Origin of the sequence: Arsenophonus sp. ENCA, assembly GCF_002287155.1 — a bacterium.
GTDB lineage: Bacteria > Pseudomonadota > Gammaproteobacteria > Enterobacterales > Enterobacteriaceae > Arsenophonus > Arsenophonus nilaparvatae.
Genome location: NZ_NHNG01000219.1, coordinates 1 through 15,837 on the forward strand (window position 1 = coordinate 1; position 15,837 = coordinate 15,837).

Genomic DNA, 15,837 nt, shown 5'->3' on the forward strand with positions numbered 1-15,837 from the left:
ACTTGTCGATCGTCTGTTGGTGATACTGGTTTGCAAAGAGGTCATTCTTAATGGCGCTGCGTTTCTTCATGGTGGTTAGCTCAGTAGACCAGCTTCCGATAACTTTATCAGCAAAATCAAACTCGGCTTAGGTTTTTCGAGGTGCCCACCAATTATTAACATTAAAATAGCCACCACCGCAAAACTCACTAAGGCTAAAAATGCTTTAACTTTTTTATTTAACCCTCGTTTATTGGCTGAATGAATAAGGTTGCGATCTAACGCCTTTACATCTTCATTATCATTGTCAATAATTTCATTTTGATGAACGATAAAATTATCATCTTGATTCTTGTTTTTGTCTTTATCCGTCATATCTCACCTTTATTCTTTTTCAAAACGCGTCTGTCTTGTGGTTGTCCCTTTGTCATTGTAAGTGCGTGGTATATTGTTTTTTGTTTTTACTTCCATCACTTCATTACCCAACCGTAAAATAAACTCAGGTGAAACATCGTGTACAACCATCACATTTTTTTCCATGTGATAGTTAACTAACTGTTCATTCCCATCGGGCAAAATACGAAAAGCAATCGGTAAATCGACTGAATGGTTCCATCTAAAACAGGTATGCAGTCCGTTGTCCCAAATGGCATTCGGTTTAATTTTTTGGCTACCTCTGACCTCGTATTTCAAATTCACCACATTACCCTGACCACAAGGGAATTTTGCTTGTTTTTCCCCAAAAAATACCGTTTGTCTAAAGGGTTTAGGATATAAAAAACGCAAAATAAAAGTGGGATTTTTTTTTGCCGTTATGAGCAATAATGAATAGGTACGTTTATTGGTTACGATAATAATGTTTGTATCGGGTTGTTCCGCAACAGGACGCAAAAATACATTATTACCTTTAACCGTAATATTCCATGCCAAAGGATCACCAATGCCTAACCCTGCACTATCGCCTTTAACAAATTCACTATCTTCAAACTGTATTAGCGTGACAGCCCCCGCCTTTGCTCGAATTATCGTCACATCATCAGGATTATAGGTGACTTCCTGTACCCGATTGTCAAATCCGCCCGATTTAGGCAAAATTGCCCCCTTAGCATTCCCTATAAGGCCAAGCAATCCAATAAATACCGCAAAATATTTAGTTTTAGTTAGCGACATTTTTACTTACCTCTGGATCAACCTGATAAGAAAGGACTTCCAAACCGAAAGGATTAATTTGTCTTTGTAACTCCGTTTTGATTTTTTTACCGTTATAGATAAATTTAATGGTGGCAATCCAAGAAGTAGGCACATAGCCTGTTGTCGGTTTACCGTCATTATCCGTAATGGCTTTAACAAACCTGACTTGCGCCGTATTTTCATCTAAAAAAGTAACTGATTTTACTCTTACCAGAATTCTATTTGCTTTTTTTAATTTTTTAAGCGGTGAAAAATCACCAGTGATCATATTATTATATTCACTAAATACCGCATTAGATGCCATTAATTCAACATTATCACTCATGTTTTGGATCGTAAACCAATCGTAGGCTTCACGATTACTTACAAAACGAGATAAGAAAAAGCGAGAGATAATTTCATCGTACATAACCGTCTCTGTTGTGAAAGGTTTTACTACATCAACATAGCCAGAAGCATTATCAACGCGTAAAAGAAACGGCTCAACGCGCTTTAACGGCGCAAGACAGGCGATGGCGACGCCGAGTAAAACGCATAATAATGATGCACCCCCTAATAATAGACGAGTCGTTTTAAGCGATTTTTTAAACTCAGTACTTCTATCATGTTCAAAGGCTTTAACCGCAGCAAAGATGCGTTTTTCTGTCTGTTTGTCCTGTTCTTTCTCTTTTGCATTTTTACTGGCAATCTTTTTTGATTGCTCAAAGAAGACGTCTTGTTCTCTATTTTTCACCATCGCTAAAATCCTTTAGAAATATCTTCAATTGTGGAATTAATGACTTCCCATTTACCTCTCGCTTTCGGGGCTTCTGGCGGATTTGTTGATGAACAACCTATCAAAAAAATCATCATAAAAGTCAGTACGCTTATTTTTTTCATTTTCATTTTAACCGCCCTTGATGTTTCCGTTTGAGTTACCCCAATTTTTAACCGCACTCGCTGCATTTTTTGCTGTACCCACAAGCCCGTTTTGCATTAAACTTTTACCCGCTTTACCTAGTGATTGCCTCGCTGCACTGCCTTGACCCAATCCCACGGTATTCATCATCGACTTATTAAAGTTGCCGACTGCACTGGTTAATCCGTTAATCCCAACCCCCCCTGTTAAGGTGCTCACTAACGTAGAAATTTGCGATAACAGGAATTTTGCGATAATGAAAATCAACGCAACACTAATCACCCCCCAAATACTATTCGTTTTCTCTACCTTGACATTAGAATTAATGTAGTCCAGCATAATTTTAAACAAACACGCATAGGCGATATTAAGGAAAATATAATTAAGACAACTGCCTACCCATGCGGTAAACATTTGACGGGTTGCGGGGAATGCAGCAAACGCAATAAATACTCCCCCAATGGATAATAAAATCCCTACCATCATTTCAGACAGTAAAAGATAGGAAGCGCAAACCACCACAAAGCCCAATCCTGATACTAATAAAATAAGGGCTTTCGCTATAAACGTAAACAATGCAGTCATTGAGTCAAGTATCCCATCTGTTTTTTTAAATGTTTGATACTGTTCATAACCCATATTAATCAGACTATTAATTAACGTATCAATCGTTTTACCTGTCGTTTGCCCGTCTGTCCCAATAATCTTGCCTGCGATTTCCTGACCGCTACTTTGCACAAATGGCACAATACTGGTGAGATACATACCGCCTACGGTCATTAACGTGCAAACAATAGCAAACACCGCTAAGGTTTTAATTGATTCCATCATGATGTTGTTTTTTTCGCTGTACATGATTTCCCATGCCAAAAAAACCACATACAACACCATGCACGCCCCAAACAAAGGGGCTATCACTTGCATAATCGATTGAAAATTGCTTGCCACACTTTCCTTTATGAGTCTTGATAACTCATCAAACATCGGTTGTGCAATCTCAAAATGAGCGCCTTTCTCAAATCCTGTACTATCCGACATGTTAAAACCTCTTTATAGCGAAAAATTAGCGTCTAAATATTTTTTTACCGCAGCCTCTTCTTTTAGTTTCTGTTCTTTTTCCATTTTCCGAATGTTTGCATTCGTTTGCGCTATTTGCGCTTGCAAAACATTCGACTCAAGGATGATGTTGTTAAGTAACTCCTCACGCTGTTGAGGCGTTTTAGCATGATTAAACGCTTTTTGCGCTTCACCTAAACGGCGAGAATGTGCTGTCATGCTTTTTTCGAGCGCTTTGTATTTTTCAACTTGTTGAAACTTGTTTTTATACTCTTTTTCAATCCGTACATAATCGTTTAAATTAAAGCCGTATTTATCCGCAAACTTTCTAATATCCGCTGCATTTAAATCCTTATTTAAATCATCCCAAAAATCTTGCATATAGGCTTCTGCACTACCAAAAATAGCGGAGTAATCGGTAAAACCCTCAAGGCGTTTTTTTGTATCAATCACTTCTTGCTTGTATGCATCTAATTGAGATTTAGCCGTTTGCACCTGATCTTGTAATTCTTTAATTTGTGCATTCGCTTTTTCAACTAAAGCGACAGCCTGAGCAATCGCTGCCCCATCGAAAACAGGAACCCCACTCCCATAAGTGGAAAAATTGACCATACTGAAACTGATAAAACTGACTATGATTAATTTATTCATACGCTATGCTTGTTTTTATATCCCAATCTTTGCATCAATACAGGAAACCAGATATCAGGATTATCACTTTCAACTTCTTCTATGATTGTATTTTTTATCTTTAGCCCTTTAAGGAAAGGATTAATCCAATCATCTGGATTATCACTGTTTAAATCGTGTCTGATTTTTTCGCACAGTTGTATTCCCTCTTTTGACCCTGATATGACAGGCAGAAAATCATCAAATCCGTATAAATCCATTTTCACAAACGTTGATGATCCCGATTGTTTAATTAACATGGTTCGACTTTCTAACGATAATGCCTTCAATGCCCGACATTCTTTTTCTGTCAATCCCACTTTTATATAGGAATCAAAAATCAAATCAGGATTAGGTAAAAATATTTTTGTGGGCGTTTGCTGTACTATTGCTGAACAAATCGCACAGTTAATGGCATCTTCGGGTGATTGACTGGTTAACCACATCATCTCACCCTTCATTCTTCCAGCTTTCAGTGATTCCTTGATTAGCTCTTGCGTCATTGGATAGTTAGCGGGTTTCCAAAATTCCTCAACAATCGTCAACATTAATTGACCGTCATGTTGCATCCGTTTTTTATAAAAAAAAAACACGGAAAGAATCGCTTCACAAGCTGGATGATCTTTACCGCCGATACTTTCCAAAATAGCCGTTGTGTCAAAGCCCACTTTTTTATATCCATACGGATTAAACGCATTTTCTGGGCTATCTACCGCCCACGATAACGCCCCTTCGTCCCACCACTTGGCTAATTTCATATGCAAATCTTCACGCTGTATGCGGTGTTGTAATGCAGAAAAACGCCGTTCTGATAAAGGTAATTTCATGACCATATCAACTGCTCTGTCTATTTCTTCGGCTTCGTAGTCATTACAATCAGAGCCATCATTATTAACCGCTAAACGCTTAACCCAACCCTTTAAAAAAGACATTAAATCGCTATCGTCTGCATTGCCAATCTGAAACGGATTAAGACCTGAAAATTGCCCCTCAACCAAAGAAAAATAAGCGCCCCCAAACGCCCTAACTGCTAATTCAGTTGAGCGGTTATAATCAATAACAAATAAATACGGATCAAAACGTTGTAAAAATCCCGCGGCTGAACATTCAAACGTGGTTTTACCCGTCCCCGTTGCGCCCAAAATCAAGGCGTGACCGGCTATTTTCTGACCTGTCACATCTCTATGTGGATCAGAGTAATGCGTATTAAAATAGTACATCCCCTCTGTTACCATTTTTAATGGCATAATCGCTGACCCATCACCAATCGGATTACCGCTTTTTTTACCGTAACTGTAATTATGGAAGGGCATCAAACAAGAAAAATTTGTCAGTGTTCGATTAGACGCTAACGGGCGGTTATTTGACATCGGCAAGTGTGAAAAATACACAAAAGGGGCGTCAGAGGTACTTTTTATAAAACGAAATCCTCGCCCTTGTGTGACAAATTCGGAGGCTAATTTAGTGCCGTTTTGTTGTGCGTCTTTAGGTGTATCACCAAAAACAGACATAACACAATGATACGACCCGAACAAGGTTTCCTGATTAATAATCGACTCTTGACCTATCAGTAATTCTTCCTGTTGTGTCACTCCCGCATCATTAACGGATGCCATTTTATTTAATTGTTGCTCTATTTTTTTCTTACTTTTTATCGGTGTTTCAGGAATAAAAGATTGCGTCACGATAAATTCGTAAGGTTGCGCCAACAGAAAATTCCATTGCCCGAGTTTTGTGGTTCTCGGAAAATCCTTTACAACATAATTAGTGCAAAATGTGTTTTTATCAGAATCATTTGATTTTATTTCTAATACATCATAACCAAAATAGAACTGGCTATTTTTTATTCCCTCGGCGATAGGGGTTGCGGTGAGTAACGGCAACTTTTCTTCTGAATGATTCAGCAAGTAATGTAAATAGCTACCGCTCATCGCTGAATGGTTGCCGTTACACGCTAATTGTGAAAGTCGATAATCTGATAAGGCGGTTTTAATTTGATGAACAATATCCGTTAAGGCTTCCTCTCCCTCATAGACATCATCATAATCCGTCAAAACCGTTAAATAATAGCGTGTGACAAATAATGATTTTTCTGAAAATAAAGAGGCATATTTATCATAAAAACGCTGTAAAAATAAATTATCAGGAGATAGATAGCTTTCATCCAATTGCACATTTTTTTTCACCAAATGAGACCAGAGGTAAATATTACCTGACTGACATAAACCCGCTAAAAAATCTTTTTGTGCACTAAATAGATTAACCATATTATCATCTGATAAACTTTCAGATTGAATACCTTCAACCTGAAAAGTGACCATCATTTTTTTATTCTCTAAAAAAATCTTATCCGCTGATATATGAGAATGATATTTAGGTATAAATGATTTTTTGATTGTTTTTACTTTCATCATTATATCACTTTTAATATTATTTTATTGCTGAATCCCTTTAACGCGAAGCCTTTAAACTTTAAAGAATCCACTGTTCCCGCGTTAGGATCTTTCGAGCAGCGTTGTTTTAACAAAAGTAGAAAAGCCAAGATGATGACAGGCGCTATTACCCCATAGAATCCCATCAACAACACGCCGATAATAAAAGTCACCATTATCAGTGATAAACAAATAATAAAAGGTATCAAGGGAACACCCCAAAATAAAATAGCACGATTAAAACCATTATAAGTTAAATATTCGTCATCCAAGCGCATAATACCCCCTCTCAAACAATAAGCCGTAGCGGTATAACTGGCTCATTGTGAGCTTTAATGTTAATTCGTGAAAATTCGATAGCATGTTTCGGCGGCGATAACGCAACCTCCCGCAATCGCTGCATACATCAAACTTTTCAACACACCAGCCCAAGTATCCATTTCGGTGTAGGCTTGAAATACTTTCCAGCAAATGTGACAAACTGCCACAACGCCAACAAAGCCATAAGCCCATACTCGCAAATCAGACAGAAAGTTTGTGGCACTTACCAATCCGCCAACTCCGGCTAAAACAGGATTGGAAACCAGAAAAAAAGAAAGTGCAACGCTATAAACAATCCAATATAAATTGGATGAATGATTTTTCACCACAGTCCACTCCGTAGGTTATTATTAACAAAAAATATTGATAACTTGTTATCCTATTTTTAATAATCCTTAAAGATATCCCACCCCTCTGTTTCAGAATCCATCATAAAAAAAGATTTATTTTTAATACTTTCTTTGGTTTGTTTATTGCCTGTTATTAACGCTGGAACAACGGGAGACTTTCCCCTCACTGATTTCAGTTCTATGCGTTCAATGTAACTTGTTCCGTTGGCTTCTTTTTTGTACCCTCTTTTTTCGTTACCTGAATAATAACAACTCAATGCTTTTCTAATCGCCACCTGTTCATTTTTTTCCTTTTTTGCCGTTTTTAAATAACATTTTTTCAAAATTTGGCTACCCGCTTTTATATTCGTACAATAATCAAAAACGGTTTCATTAGTTAAACCCAACCCTGAAAAATTTTTGGCGTTAATTTGCATCAATCCTGCACTAAAATTTTTTCCCTGTCGTGTTAGCATGTTTAAAAATTTCACCGCGTCACTTTGTTTATCAAAATAATGGCTGGTGTTATCTGTAATATTTGCTACAGCAAAGGGTTCTTGTGCGGATTCGACACTCACCAACGGCATTAATGTTTCAGGCGCTACACTCGGCGCACACTGAGCAAACAATTGCGTTAACACAAAGACGCCGATTTGCATATTCGTTACTCTACTCGTTTGTAAATATCGTCTTCATCATCACGAAATTGTAAGGTGTTTTTATCGATCACTTTAATGAAGTATTTTTCTTTTTGTCCTGATATCCAATCCCCTTTACGTTTTAAATGTGCGTTTATTATTGAGCCATATTTTTCACCTGTTTCTTCAGAAAAACGAGTAATATTTTGGTTATAGTCATCAAGGCTTTTATCGTAAGTCATTACCCAAATTTCATTATCTTTCACAGATTTAAACGTCCCAGCTATTTCTCCACCATCACCACCACATGCCGTTAACAAACATGCAGATAACAACCCAGTTAATATGACGGCAATTATTTTTTTCATCGTTACATTTTCCTTATTTGTTGATAACATTTATAAACTTAAATATTATCATCAAATTTTAAAATTTATCTTCTTTTATCTGTCTTCTTTCTTCAACACTTCCTAAGATTTCTTTAAGTTTATTCCTTGCTTCATCGCTATATTTTTCAACCATATAGCGAATAAATTCGGATAAAGTGATGGGACGACCAATATAGTGACCAATATCGAGTACAATTTTATCTAGCTTGTCTTTCAATTCCGCCCCGATATAAATATTTTTTCCTCTTTGTGATAACCCTTTGAACATTATTGATTCCTTCCCTGTTTTTTTCTTTGTTGACAATATGATGACCTAAAAATTTCTGAGTTAAAATAGGTAAAGTTACTCATTTTTCGTTTAAAAAATAACCAATTCAGATATTTTTTATAAAACGGGCAGATAAACAGCTTATGTATAGCTCTGTTAAATTAAAAATAACAAATTATTATTTATTTGTACTTATTTCATCTTTAATGCAAAAGGCACTTCCATCGAGATATTTCAAAGCATCATTCTCTATATTATTTTTAAATTCCTTTACTGCAAACTGACACGCCTGTTCCGTTTTAAATTCTTGAGAATGAATACTGGCAAAGTTATTTGTTGAATAGGGAGTTGAAAACATAGTAAGAATTAATATCCACATATGATTCGCCTCTATTTATAATAATGTCGAAAATAGGAATATGAAGATATTAAAATGCTATGCTTCAATATTTCCCTAGTGTTTGGATTAAATATCCTATCTTATATAATTAAGAACAATTATTATCCAATAAAATAAACTTAATTTATAAGCTGTACCCCTTTGCGAATAAAATCAAAAGGAATATATCTATCAAGCCCTTTATGTTTACAGTATTCGATAAGCTGGAAGATACTATGAATACCTGCTTTTTTATAAATTAACTTTAAATGTCCTTCTACCGTTTGATCAGAAATATCTAACTTTCTCGCTATTTCTTTAGCGGTGAGCCTTTGTTGTGCCCAGAAAATAACTTCAAGCTCTCTTTTTGTGAAAATATCATTAGGCGCGTCAAATTGAATGGTTCTTCGATTGAATTTATTCATGTAATACAGTAATGTTGGAGCATCAATAATTCTTGCATGACAAACAAGACCTATTATTTTATTTTTATCATCGTAAAAAGGTATTTTTTCTGAAAAATGAGGAGTAGGAGTATCTATATTTCCTTTCCCATAAAAATGTATTTCAATAGAGGAAATATTTCTATTTTCATTTATAACCTTTTGATCATGTTCTACAAAATCCATCCAAAGTTCCTGACTAGCCTTTAAAGGAATTTCTTTATCTAATTTACCTTCTATATTGAAATTGCGAGGCGCATTAAAATCAATTAATGCGGATTCATTCATATAAATATATTTGGAGTCTTTATCTTTAATAAACCAATGATCTTTACTATTTTCCATAAATGATATTAACGATTGAGGAGAAGATGAATATTGTTTAATGATATTCTGTTCGCTAATCATAATATTTATGTCTCCGTTTAATTTATTCATTCTAAATAAATATAGTTAATTGAATAAAGATGGTACACCTAAAAAGTAGGTGTATTTATCAGGAGATTCTTACTAACATAAAAATATTAAATGTCATTTTGTCCAAAAAATTATTTTTTCTAATGCAACCCCATAGTCATAAAGGATGAAAATAATGATAAAAAGAAAAATATCGGAGGATGTTTACTCGCTTAATAGCGTTCCAAAGGAAGTAAGAGTTAGTTTAGTTAGTGTGACATTGGTTAGAATGGGAATGGCAACAGCTTTACCTCAATTTATGCTAGGTGCAACTTTAGGTCATAGTATGACATTTTGGAATGCTCTGCTTGCCACATGTTTAGGCAGTTTAATTATAGAATTCATAAGTCTTGGCCTTGGATTTGCTGGAATGAAAGAAGGGTTTTCAACTAGTTTATTAGCTAGATATTGTGGGTTTGGACGCATTGGTTCAGTATTAGTAAGTTTAGTTATTGTAATTAGTTTAATTGGTTGGTTTGGTGTCCAAAATACTATTTTTACGGAAGGCATATTACATGCATTAAACTATGAAATTAATTTTGGCATAATCGCTTTTTTTTCGGGTATATTTCTTACTTTTTTAGTCGCATCCGGTTTTAAAGCATTAGCATGGACAGCAAAAATAGCAGTGCCTTTATTTTTTATCGTTATTTTATATATTTTTTTATGCTTAATTTTTAAAAACAATACGATTGTTTATAATTATTTAGATATACCTCAATTAAGTATAAGTGAAGCTACAACAGTAGTTGCAGGAGGTTTTATGGTAGCTGCATTAACAACTCCTGATATAAGTCGTTATTGTAAAAATCAGAACCATCTCTTTTGGATGATAACGTTATGTATTGTAGTCGGTGAGTTTATTATAAATATCATATCAATATATATATCACATAGACTTAATACTGCTGATATTGTGACCATTATGACTCGTAATGCAGGAATTATCGGACTAACTTCAATTATACTATCTGTTATTAAGGTGAATGATGTTAACTTGTATTCATCATCACTTGGATTAGCTAATGCACTACAAGTTTTTACTGGAAAGAAATGGGATTATTTCAAACTCACAGTTTGTGTTGGATTTGCTGGTACTGCTTTGTCTATGGCTGGTATTTTAAACCACTTTGTAGATTTCCTTTCCATGCTTGGGGTTATTTTTCCACCAATCGCTGGCGTGATGATAGTTGATTATTTTATTTTAAAAACCAGTCGAAAAATATTAGACGAAACGAGAGAAAAAGGTTTACTCCCTGATGATGCATCTACTCCATTAATAGGCTGGTCTGCAATTTTTGCCTGTATTGTGGGTACTATCGTTGGCATCGTTTTTAAATTTGGCATCCCCTCTTTAAATTCTATTTTAGTAGCGGGAATAGCTTATTGGACTTTTTTGACTGCTCCTCGCCCTAAAGGACGAGGATTCCCACTTCACAGAGACGAACCTAAGTCGCAGTAAGCGATTTAGGATTTACAGTCTCTCCGTGGGCTAACACTGCTAGACCAGCAGCTTTTATATTTTTAGCGGCGTTAATGTCTCGATCATGGTCTGAACCGCATTCAGGACAGTGCCAAAAACGAACATTTAACGCTAATTTAGATAGTGTGTATCCGCAACCACTACACCGTTTTGACGAAGGGAAAAACTGATCTATGGCAACAACTGAACGACCAGAGAATTCCGCTTTATATTGCAGTTGGCGCACAAATTCACCCCAACCTGCATCCGCTATCGCTTTGGACAGTTTAGGGTTACGGATCATGTTTTTTACTTTCAGAGATTCAACGCAGACAACTTGGTTTTCGTTAATCAGTCTACGGGATAACTTGTGTAAGTTATCCATTCGGCAATCGGTTATTTTCGCGTGGAGTTTTGCAACTTTTAAACGTGCTTTAGTGCAGTTGTTTGAACCTTTTTTCTTTTTGCTCAATCGGCGCTGGAGCAAAGCTAATCGCTTCGCATATTTAGCCGTGTGGCGGAGATTGCCTGATTTGAATCCGGTATCAGTGACGAATAAATCTTTTAAACCGACATCAATACCTACCATTTTTGTGGTGATAGGTAGTGAGGTTGGTTCAAATTCACATAGGCAAGATACAAAATACCGTCCAGCAGCATCTTTGGTAATAGTGATTGTTGATGGTGCTGATGGCAGTTCACGACTCCAACGAACATCAAGTGGAGTTTTACTTTTTGCCATGTACAGCTTGCCATCATGGTATTTAAAAGCACTGGCGGTAAATTCAGCAGATTGTTTGCGGTGTTTGCTTTTGAAGGTTGGATATTTGGCGCGACCCGCAAAAAAGTTAGAGAACGCGGATTGTTGGTGGCGAAGTACTTGTTGCAAGGGGACGCAAGAAACGTCGTTCAGCCATTGTACGTCAGGCTCTTTTTTTAAGGCGGTCAATCGTGAATTTGCTTGAATGTAACCGATTTTTTCTTGTCGTTCGTAGTAAGCGTCAGTGCGCCAGCGTAGGATAGAATTGTACACGAAACGTACGCAACCAAAAGTTTGAGCTAAAAGCTCAATCTGATCGGGCGTTGGATAGAATCGATATTTATAGGCGCGTTTCATTTTTACATTATAATGTAAAATATGTGAGTTTGTAAATGTTTACAGTAAACCGAAAGTTACCTCCCTCTTTCCTCCTCGCCCTGAAGAGGCTGTCGCAAAAGAGGTAGTATCATGTTTTTAATGATTTCAATATTTTGATTTTAAAGAAAAAATTAAATTATTTTTATTGTAAATACCCCTTTTGCGACAGCCTCTGAAGGACGAGGTTTCCAGAGGGCTGAATGGATGAAAATAAAACAAAAATAGGTGGCAGTTTTCCGATCTCCAGACTGCCACCAATAAGGCCACGGCTCAGTTAAAAATTTAATGTAATTTTTTTAAATTCCTTAAAAAATTAAAGAAGAATTGAGCCTTTAATTGAGAATAACTATTTAACTCATATTTTTGCATTGCATGGTTCAAATGATTATCTACTGTTCGCACGCTGATATTTAATTTAATGGCAATTTCACTCCTATTAAAACCTGAACAGGTCATCGCCACAACTTGAATTTCTCTTCTTGAAAGTTTTGGCAAAACATCAAGATAATCATTGATTTCAAATTCATTCATTTTTAATGTCTCCACAATAGATAATATAGAAACATCAAAATTCAGAGGGATAATTCGAGCTAACAACACGGAAACTACATAACTCATACGGAATATAACGCTCAAATCCTTTGGATTTTGCAAATTCCCTTAATTGACAAGCAGAATGAACGTTGACTTTTCCGTAGATAGCCTTCAAATAAAATTCAACCGTTGAGGGGAAAATACCTAACTTTCTAGCAATTTGCTTGCTGCTTAAGCGATACATTGTGAAAAACAATACTTGCCACTCTCTACGGCTGAATAAATCATTTGGGTGTTGCGTGTTGACCGTATAAGGCTGCATGCCATCGACGTAATCCAGCGGAGATAAAAACAGGAACTCATGAGCGTGGAAGAAAGTGCCTAAGTAGCCATTTTCCTGACTCAATAGAGGGATAAAATCAATTTTCCAAAGTTTTGGTGATTTTTTGTAATCAAACGCCAAATTGCTTATGACATAAAATGGGGATTTTTCAGTGCCGATTTTCTCTAATAAAGCCACCATTTCAGGCATATCTTTATTCAACGCCAATAATTCCGTCATGATGGCATTAGTCTGAATTTCCCCATCACTATCCGCGAAACCACAAGGAACAGTTGCGCGTCGACAAAATTCATGGATTTCGGATTTCATGCTGCACCCCCGATACCACGAAGGTAATCACGCTGGCGGGTTGTAAGGTATTTTGATGTGAGAGCAAAGCTCAAAAGCTGCTCTGTTGATATGCCGCACGCTTTCATTATGCGTGCAATATGCGTACTATTTTGCATAGTCCGACTCCTACTGCTGTTAGGGTTTGGATTAGCTCTGCGTCAGTGTTATCGCACTGGCGTAGGGCGGTAATTTAAATTTTTGCTATCTTTTTTGCTTGTTCTTCAATTTCACGAACATACTTCACATTAAGTTCATTACTCATAGAAATGAACGCTATAGCTTCCGACTGATTTGCCGTTTTATCAATTATTTTTGACAACAAATAATCAAGAACTTCATGTTTTTTAGTATCAATTTTAATTGCGTTTTTGTTTATTTTTTGTTCTACATGATCATATTGAATTTTAAATATTATTTTATCTGAATCCCTATATTTACGCCCTTTCTTTTCGATAATAAAGCCGTCTTTAAAGTCCTTCTTAATTTTCCATGTAGAACCACTCGATGATAAAATTCTGCGTATAGGTTTTATTAAAACCGTTTGTTTGAAATTTGAAAATTTTGAATATTCAGAATAATGAGATCCTACGCATCTGCAAAATTCACCTAATGAGATAGAAAATTCTTTTTGGGATTTAAATCTGCTGATCATCTCAAGTATTCTTTTTTCATAACCACCTCTAAGAGATAACAATAAATTTAAATCTATTTCAGCAAATCCCATAGAATACTCTAACAAATACTTAGCGGCATCTTTATCCATTCTGACGAAAAGAACCCCTTCAGCAAAATCAGCTTTACTTATAACAACTACTTTTTCGAAGGTTTTTTTCAATGGGTCTTTCATTTCAATTATTCTACCCATAACTTTTGTTCCTTCATCTAAAGCATGATAAAGACCTTGTCTAGATAAAGAAAAATGTTCTATTAATTCATCAACATAAAATGTAAATTCGTACTGAACATTACCATCACCAAACTTCTCATCATCAAATGATTTCTTCAATGCTTTCACTAGAAGAGTAAGAACATCTTGCTCTCTTGCAGAAAGATTCATTCTTGCCATAACAAGCTGATGAGACTTTTTTATTAACATTACGCCCCCATTAAATGACTTCCTTTATTTTAAAGAAAGAAGTCATTTTGTCAATAACAAGAAGTCATTTTCTATTTTTATTCCTATAGCCTAACCTAACAGAAAGAGGGTTATTAATTTAATAATCTTTATATTCAATTAGTTACAATGATAATATTGTAACTATCATTAATCATTTTGATTGTGAAAAATGAATGGGGATAAATTTAAATCTAAGAAGGCATATTAAATAAAATAAGAAGTCATATCAGACAAAAAATAATGAAAACAATAAGCGAACAAATAAAAAAGAGAAGTTATATAAACAAAAACAGATAATTACTTAATAATATATATTCTCAAAGAATGGTAAATATAAAAATTTATATGAATAAAAACAAATAGTTAATTAGTAATTTAGATGAATAAAAATGATAAATATAAGAAGTCATGTAAGTAAATACAAGAAGTCATATAAGTAATTTTTTCAAAATAAAACAAAAACCTACCGAGGTCTTTACCTTTCTTTTACCTTAATAAATAAAATACCTTTATTTACCGTCATCCACCTGTGGATAACTTTCCCTCCAACAAAAACCCTGAACCCGAAAATATGTTACTACTGAGTGACCGTATTTCTTTTTTACAATTGTGATATTCCGCTTCCTCGTCTGCTCACTCGCTACGCTCGGACGCAGACTTGTGGCGAGCGGTGGGATTTTAATTAAAAAGATTTTTTTGAGTTAATTCACAATGAAACATTGCACTATTCAGTTGCTACAGCTAGCATCACTAGGATTAACTTATCGATTAATTCAGGCACAACATGAACAAAACAGAACTCATTAATCAAATCGCCGAAAAAGCTGACTTAACCAAAAAAGATTCAGAGAAGGTGCTGAACGCTTTCATCGAAACGGTAACAGAAGCGCTAAAGGCGGGAGATGACGTACAACTCGTTGGTTTTGGCAGTTTTCAGGTTAAGCAACGCGCTGCCAGAGATGGACGTAATCCAAAAACGGGCGAGACACTTAAAATTGCTGCTGCAAACGTGCCGAGTTTTAAGGCGGGTAAAACTTTGAAAGATGCAGTCAATTAAAACTTCTGGCAAAAAAAAGCCAACAGGCTGGTGTTGGCTAGAAGTAGCAATAAACAAAATTATTTATGTAATAAACTAACATACAGTATTGCAATTGAGGATTATTATCAATAATCCTTGTCTTAATACCTCATCTTCGACAATTAACATCATCATCGCTGTTATATCGTGCCAATAGGCTTTGCAGGGATGCTACGCATGAATTACGTGCAATATATCAATCTCTCACCGTTTCACGGGCTTCGGCGATTTAACTATTGAGTGTCGCCTTCCATGCCTGACGGCATCAAAAACTTAAAACCGCCTGTAATCAATTTTAACCGCGCCAAATCAAAAATAGCTACCATTGGGTTACCTATGTCACGAAAATGCCGTACAGAGCGTTACAGGTAGCTTAAAATTGATTTA

20 protein-coding genes are annotated in these 15,837 nt (G+C 35.6%); 2 read left to right on the forward strand and 18 right to left on the reverse strand.

Going from position 1 to position 15,837, the window contains the following annotated elements; translation table 11 throughout:
• Positions 1–75: 75 nt before the first annotated feature.
• The 14 genes from CBG25_RS05675 to CBG25_RS05740 form a co-directional block, all read right to left on the reverse strand.
• Positions 76–354 carry a hypothetical protein gene (locus tag CBG25_RS05675; protein WP_290605194.1) on the reverse strand — a complete coding sequence of 93 codons (279 nt, stop codon included), beginning with the start codon at positions 352–354 and terminating at the stop codon, positions 76–78.
• Positions 355–363: 9 nt separating this feature from the next.
• Positions 364–1,149, reverse strand: a complete 786-nt coding sequence (locus tag CBG25_RS05680; protein WP_290605196.1) for a TrbG/VirB9 family P-type conjugative transfer protein — start codon at positions 1,147–1,149, stop codon at positions 364–366.
• The gene (locus CBG25_RS05685; protein WP_290605197.1) at positions 1,136–1,906 is read right to left on the reverse strand and encodes a virB8 family protein; all 771 of its coding nucleotides are present in this window, start codon (positions 1,904–1,906) and stop codon (positions 1,136–1,138) included. The genes CBG25_RS05680 and CBG25_RS05685 overlap by 14 nt, the downstream gene beginning before the upstream one ends.
• 2 nt (positions 1,907–1,908) lie before the next feature.
• Positions 1,909–2,055 (reverse strand): hypothetical protein, encoded by a 147-nt coding sequence (locus CBG25_RS05690; protein WP_290605199.1) that lies wholly within the window; start codon positions 2,053–2,055, stop codon positions 1,909–1,911.
• Between the two features lies 1 nt (position 2,056).
• Entirely contained in the window at positions 2,057–3,106 is a 1,050-nt protein-coding gene (locus tag CBG25_RS05695; RefSeq protein ID WP_290605200.1) for a type IV secretion system protein, read from the reverse strand.
• 12 nt (positions 3,107–3,118) lie between these two features.
• Positions 3,119–3,775 carry a type IV secretion system protein gene (locus tag CBG25_RS05700; RefSeq protein ID WP_290605201.1) on the reverse strand — a complete coding sequence of 219 codons (657 nt, stop codon included), beginning with the start codon at positions 3,773–3,775 and terminating at the stop codon, positions 3,119–3,121.
• Positions 3,772–6,117: a type IV secretion system protein VirB4 gene (locus tag CBG25_RS05705; RefSeq protein ID WP_290605203.1), complete on the reverse strand. Its 2,346-nt coding sequence runs from the start codon at positions 6,115–6,117 to the stop codon at positions 3,772–3,774. Before CBG25_RS05705 ends, CBG25_RS05700 begins: the two co-directional genes overlap by 4 nt.
• 89 nt (positions 6,118–6,206) lie before the next feature.
• Complete coding sequence (locus CBG25_RS05710; RefSeq protein ID WP_290605205.1) at positions 6,207–6,503, reverse strand: VirB3 family type IV secretion system protein; 297 nt, start codon at positions 6,501–6,503, stop codon at positions 6,207–6,209.
• Between the two features lie 60 nt (positions 6,504–6,563).
• Complete coding sequence (locus CBG25_RS05715; protein WP_290605207.1) at positions 6,564–6,875, reverse strand: hypothetical protein; 312 nt, start codon at positions 6,873–6,875, stop codon at positions 6,564–6,566.
• A gap of 56 nt (positions 6,876–6,931) precedes the next feature.
• Positions 6,932–7,534 (reverse strand): lytic transglycosylase domain-containing protein, encoded by a 603-nt coding sequence (locus tag CBG25_RS05720; RefSeq protein WP_290605209.1) that lies wholly within the window; start codon positions 7,532–7,534, stop codon positions 6,932–6,934.
• A gap of 5 nt (positions 7,535–7,539) precedes the next feature.
• Entirely contained in the window at positions 7,540–7,881 is a 342-nt protein-coding gene (locus CBG25_RS05725; protein WP_290605211.1) for a hypothetical protein, read from the reverse strand.
• A gap of 58 nt (positions 7,882–7,939) precedes the next feature.
• The gene (locus tag CBG25_RS05730) at positions 7,940–8,206 is read right to left on the reverse strand and encodes a hypothetical protein (RefSeq protein ID WP_290605213.1); all 267 of its coding nucleotides are present in this window, start codon (positions 8,204–8,206) and stop codon (positions 7,940–7,942) included.
• 142 nt (positions 8,207–8,348) lie between these two features.
• Positions 8,349–8,549: a hypothetical protein gene (locus tag CBG25_RS05735; RefSeq protein ID WP_290605215.1), complete on the reverse strand. Its 201-nt coding sequence runs from the start codon at positions 8,547–8,549 to the stop codon at positions 8,349–8,351.
• A 140-nt stretch (positions 8,550–8,689) separates the two neighbouring features.
• Positions 8,690–9,400 (reverse strand): PAS and helix-turn-helix domain-containing protein, encoded by a 711-nt coding sequence (locus tag CBG25_RS05740; protein WP_290605216.1) that lies wholly within the window; start codon positions 9,398–9,400, stop codon positions 8,690–8,692.
• 184 nt (positions 9,401–9,584) lie between these two features.
• On the opposite strand from CBG25_RS05740, the gene CBG25_RS05745 reads away from it, so the two are divergent.
• On the forward strand, positions 9,585–10,910 hold the full coding sequence (locus CBG25_RS05745) for a cytosine permease (RefSeq protein WP_290605218.1): 1,326 nt from the start codon (positions 9,585–9,587) through the stop codon (positions 10,908–10,910).
• Here the strand turns inward: CBG25_RS05745 and CBG25_RS05750 are convergent.
• The 4 genes from CBG25_RS05750 to CBG25_RS05765 form a co-directional block, all read right to left on the reverse strand.
• Positions 10,897–12,027, reverse strand: coding sequence for a transposase (locus CBG25_RS05750; protein ID WP_290605220.1), 1,131 nt, complete (start codon positions 12,025–12,027; stop codon positions 10,897–10,899). The two genes, CBG25_RS05745 and CBG25_RS05750, sit on opposite strands and share 14 nt — an antisense overlap.
• Before the next feature lie 303 nt (positions 12,028–12,330).
• Positions 12,331–12,579 (reverse strand): helix-turn-helix transcriptional regulator, encoded by a 249-nt coding sequence (locus CBG25_RS05755; protein WP_290605222.1) that lies wholly within the window; start codon positions 12,577–12,579, stop codon positions 12,331–12,333.
• 34 nt (positions 12,580–12,613) lie between these two features.
• Positions 12,614–13,234, reverse strand: coding sequence for a LuxR C-terminal-related transcriptional regulator (locus tag CBG25_RS05760; protein ID WP_290605224.1), 621 nt, complete (start codon positions 13,232–13,234; stop codon positions 12,614–12,616).
• Between the two features lie 211 nt (positions 13,235–13,445).
• A complete protein-coding gene (locus CBG25_RS05765; protein WP_290605226.1) occupies positions 13,446–14,351 on the reverse strand; it encodes a RepB family plasmid replication initiator protein in 906 nt (301 codons plus the stop codon).
• 805 nt (positions 14,352–15,156) lie between these two features.
• Between CBG25_RS05765 and CBG25_RS05770 the strand changes: the two genes are divergently transcribed.
• The gene (locus CBG25_RS05770; protein WP_290605227.1) at positions 15,157–15,429 is read left to right on the forward strand and encodes an HU family DNA-binding protein; all 273 of its coding nucleotides are present in this window, start codon (positions 15,157–15,159) and stop codon (positions 15,427–15,429) included.
• Positions 15,430–15,837: the final 408 nt, after the last annotated feature.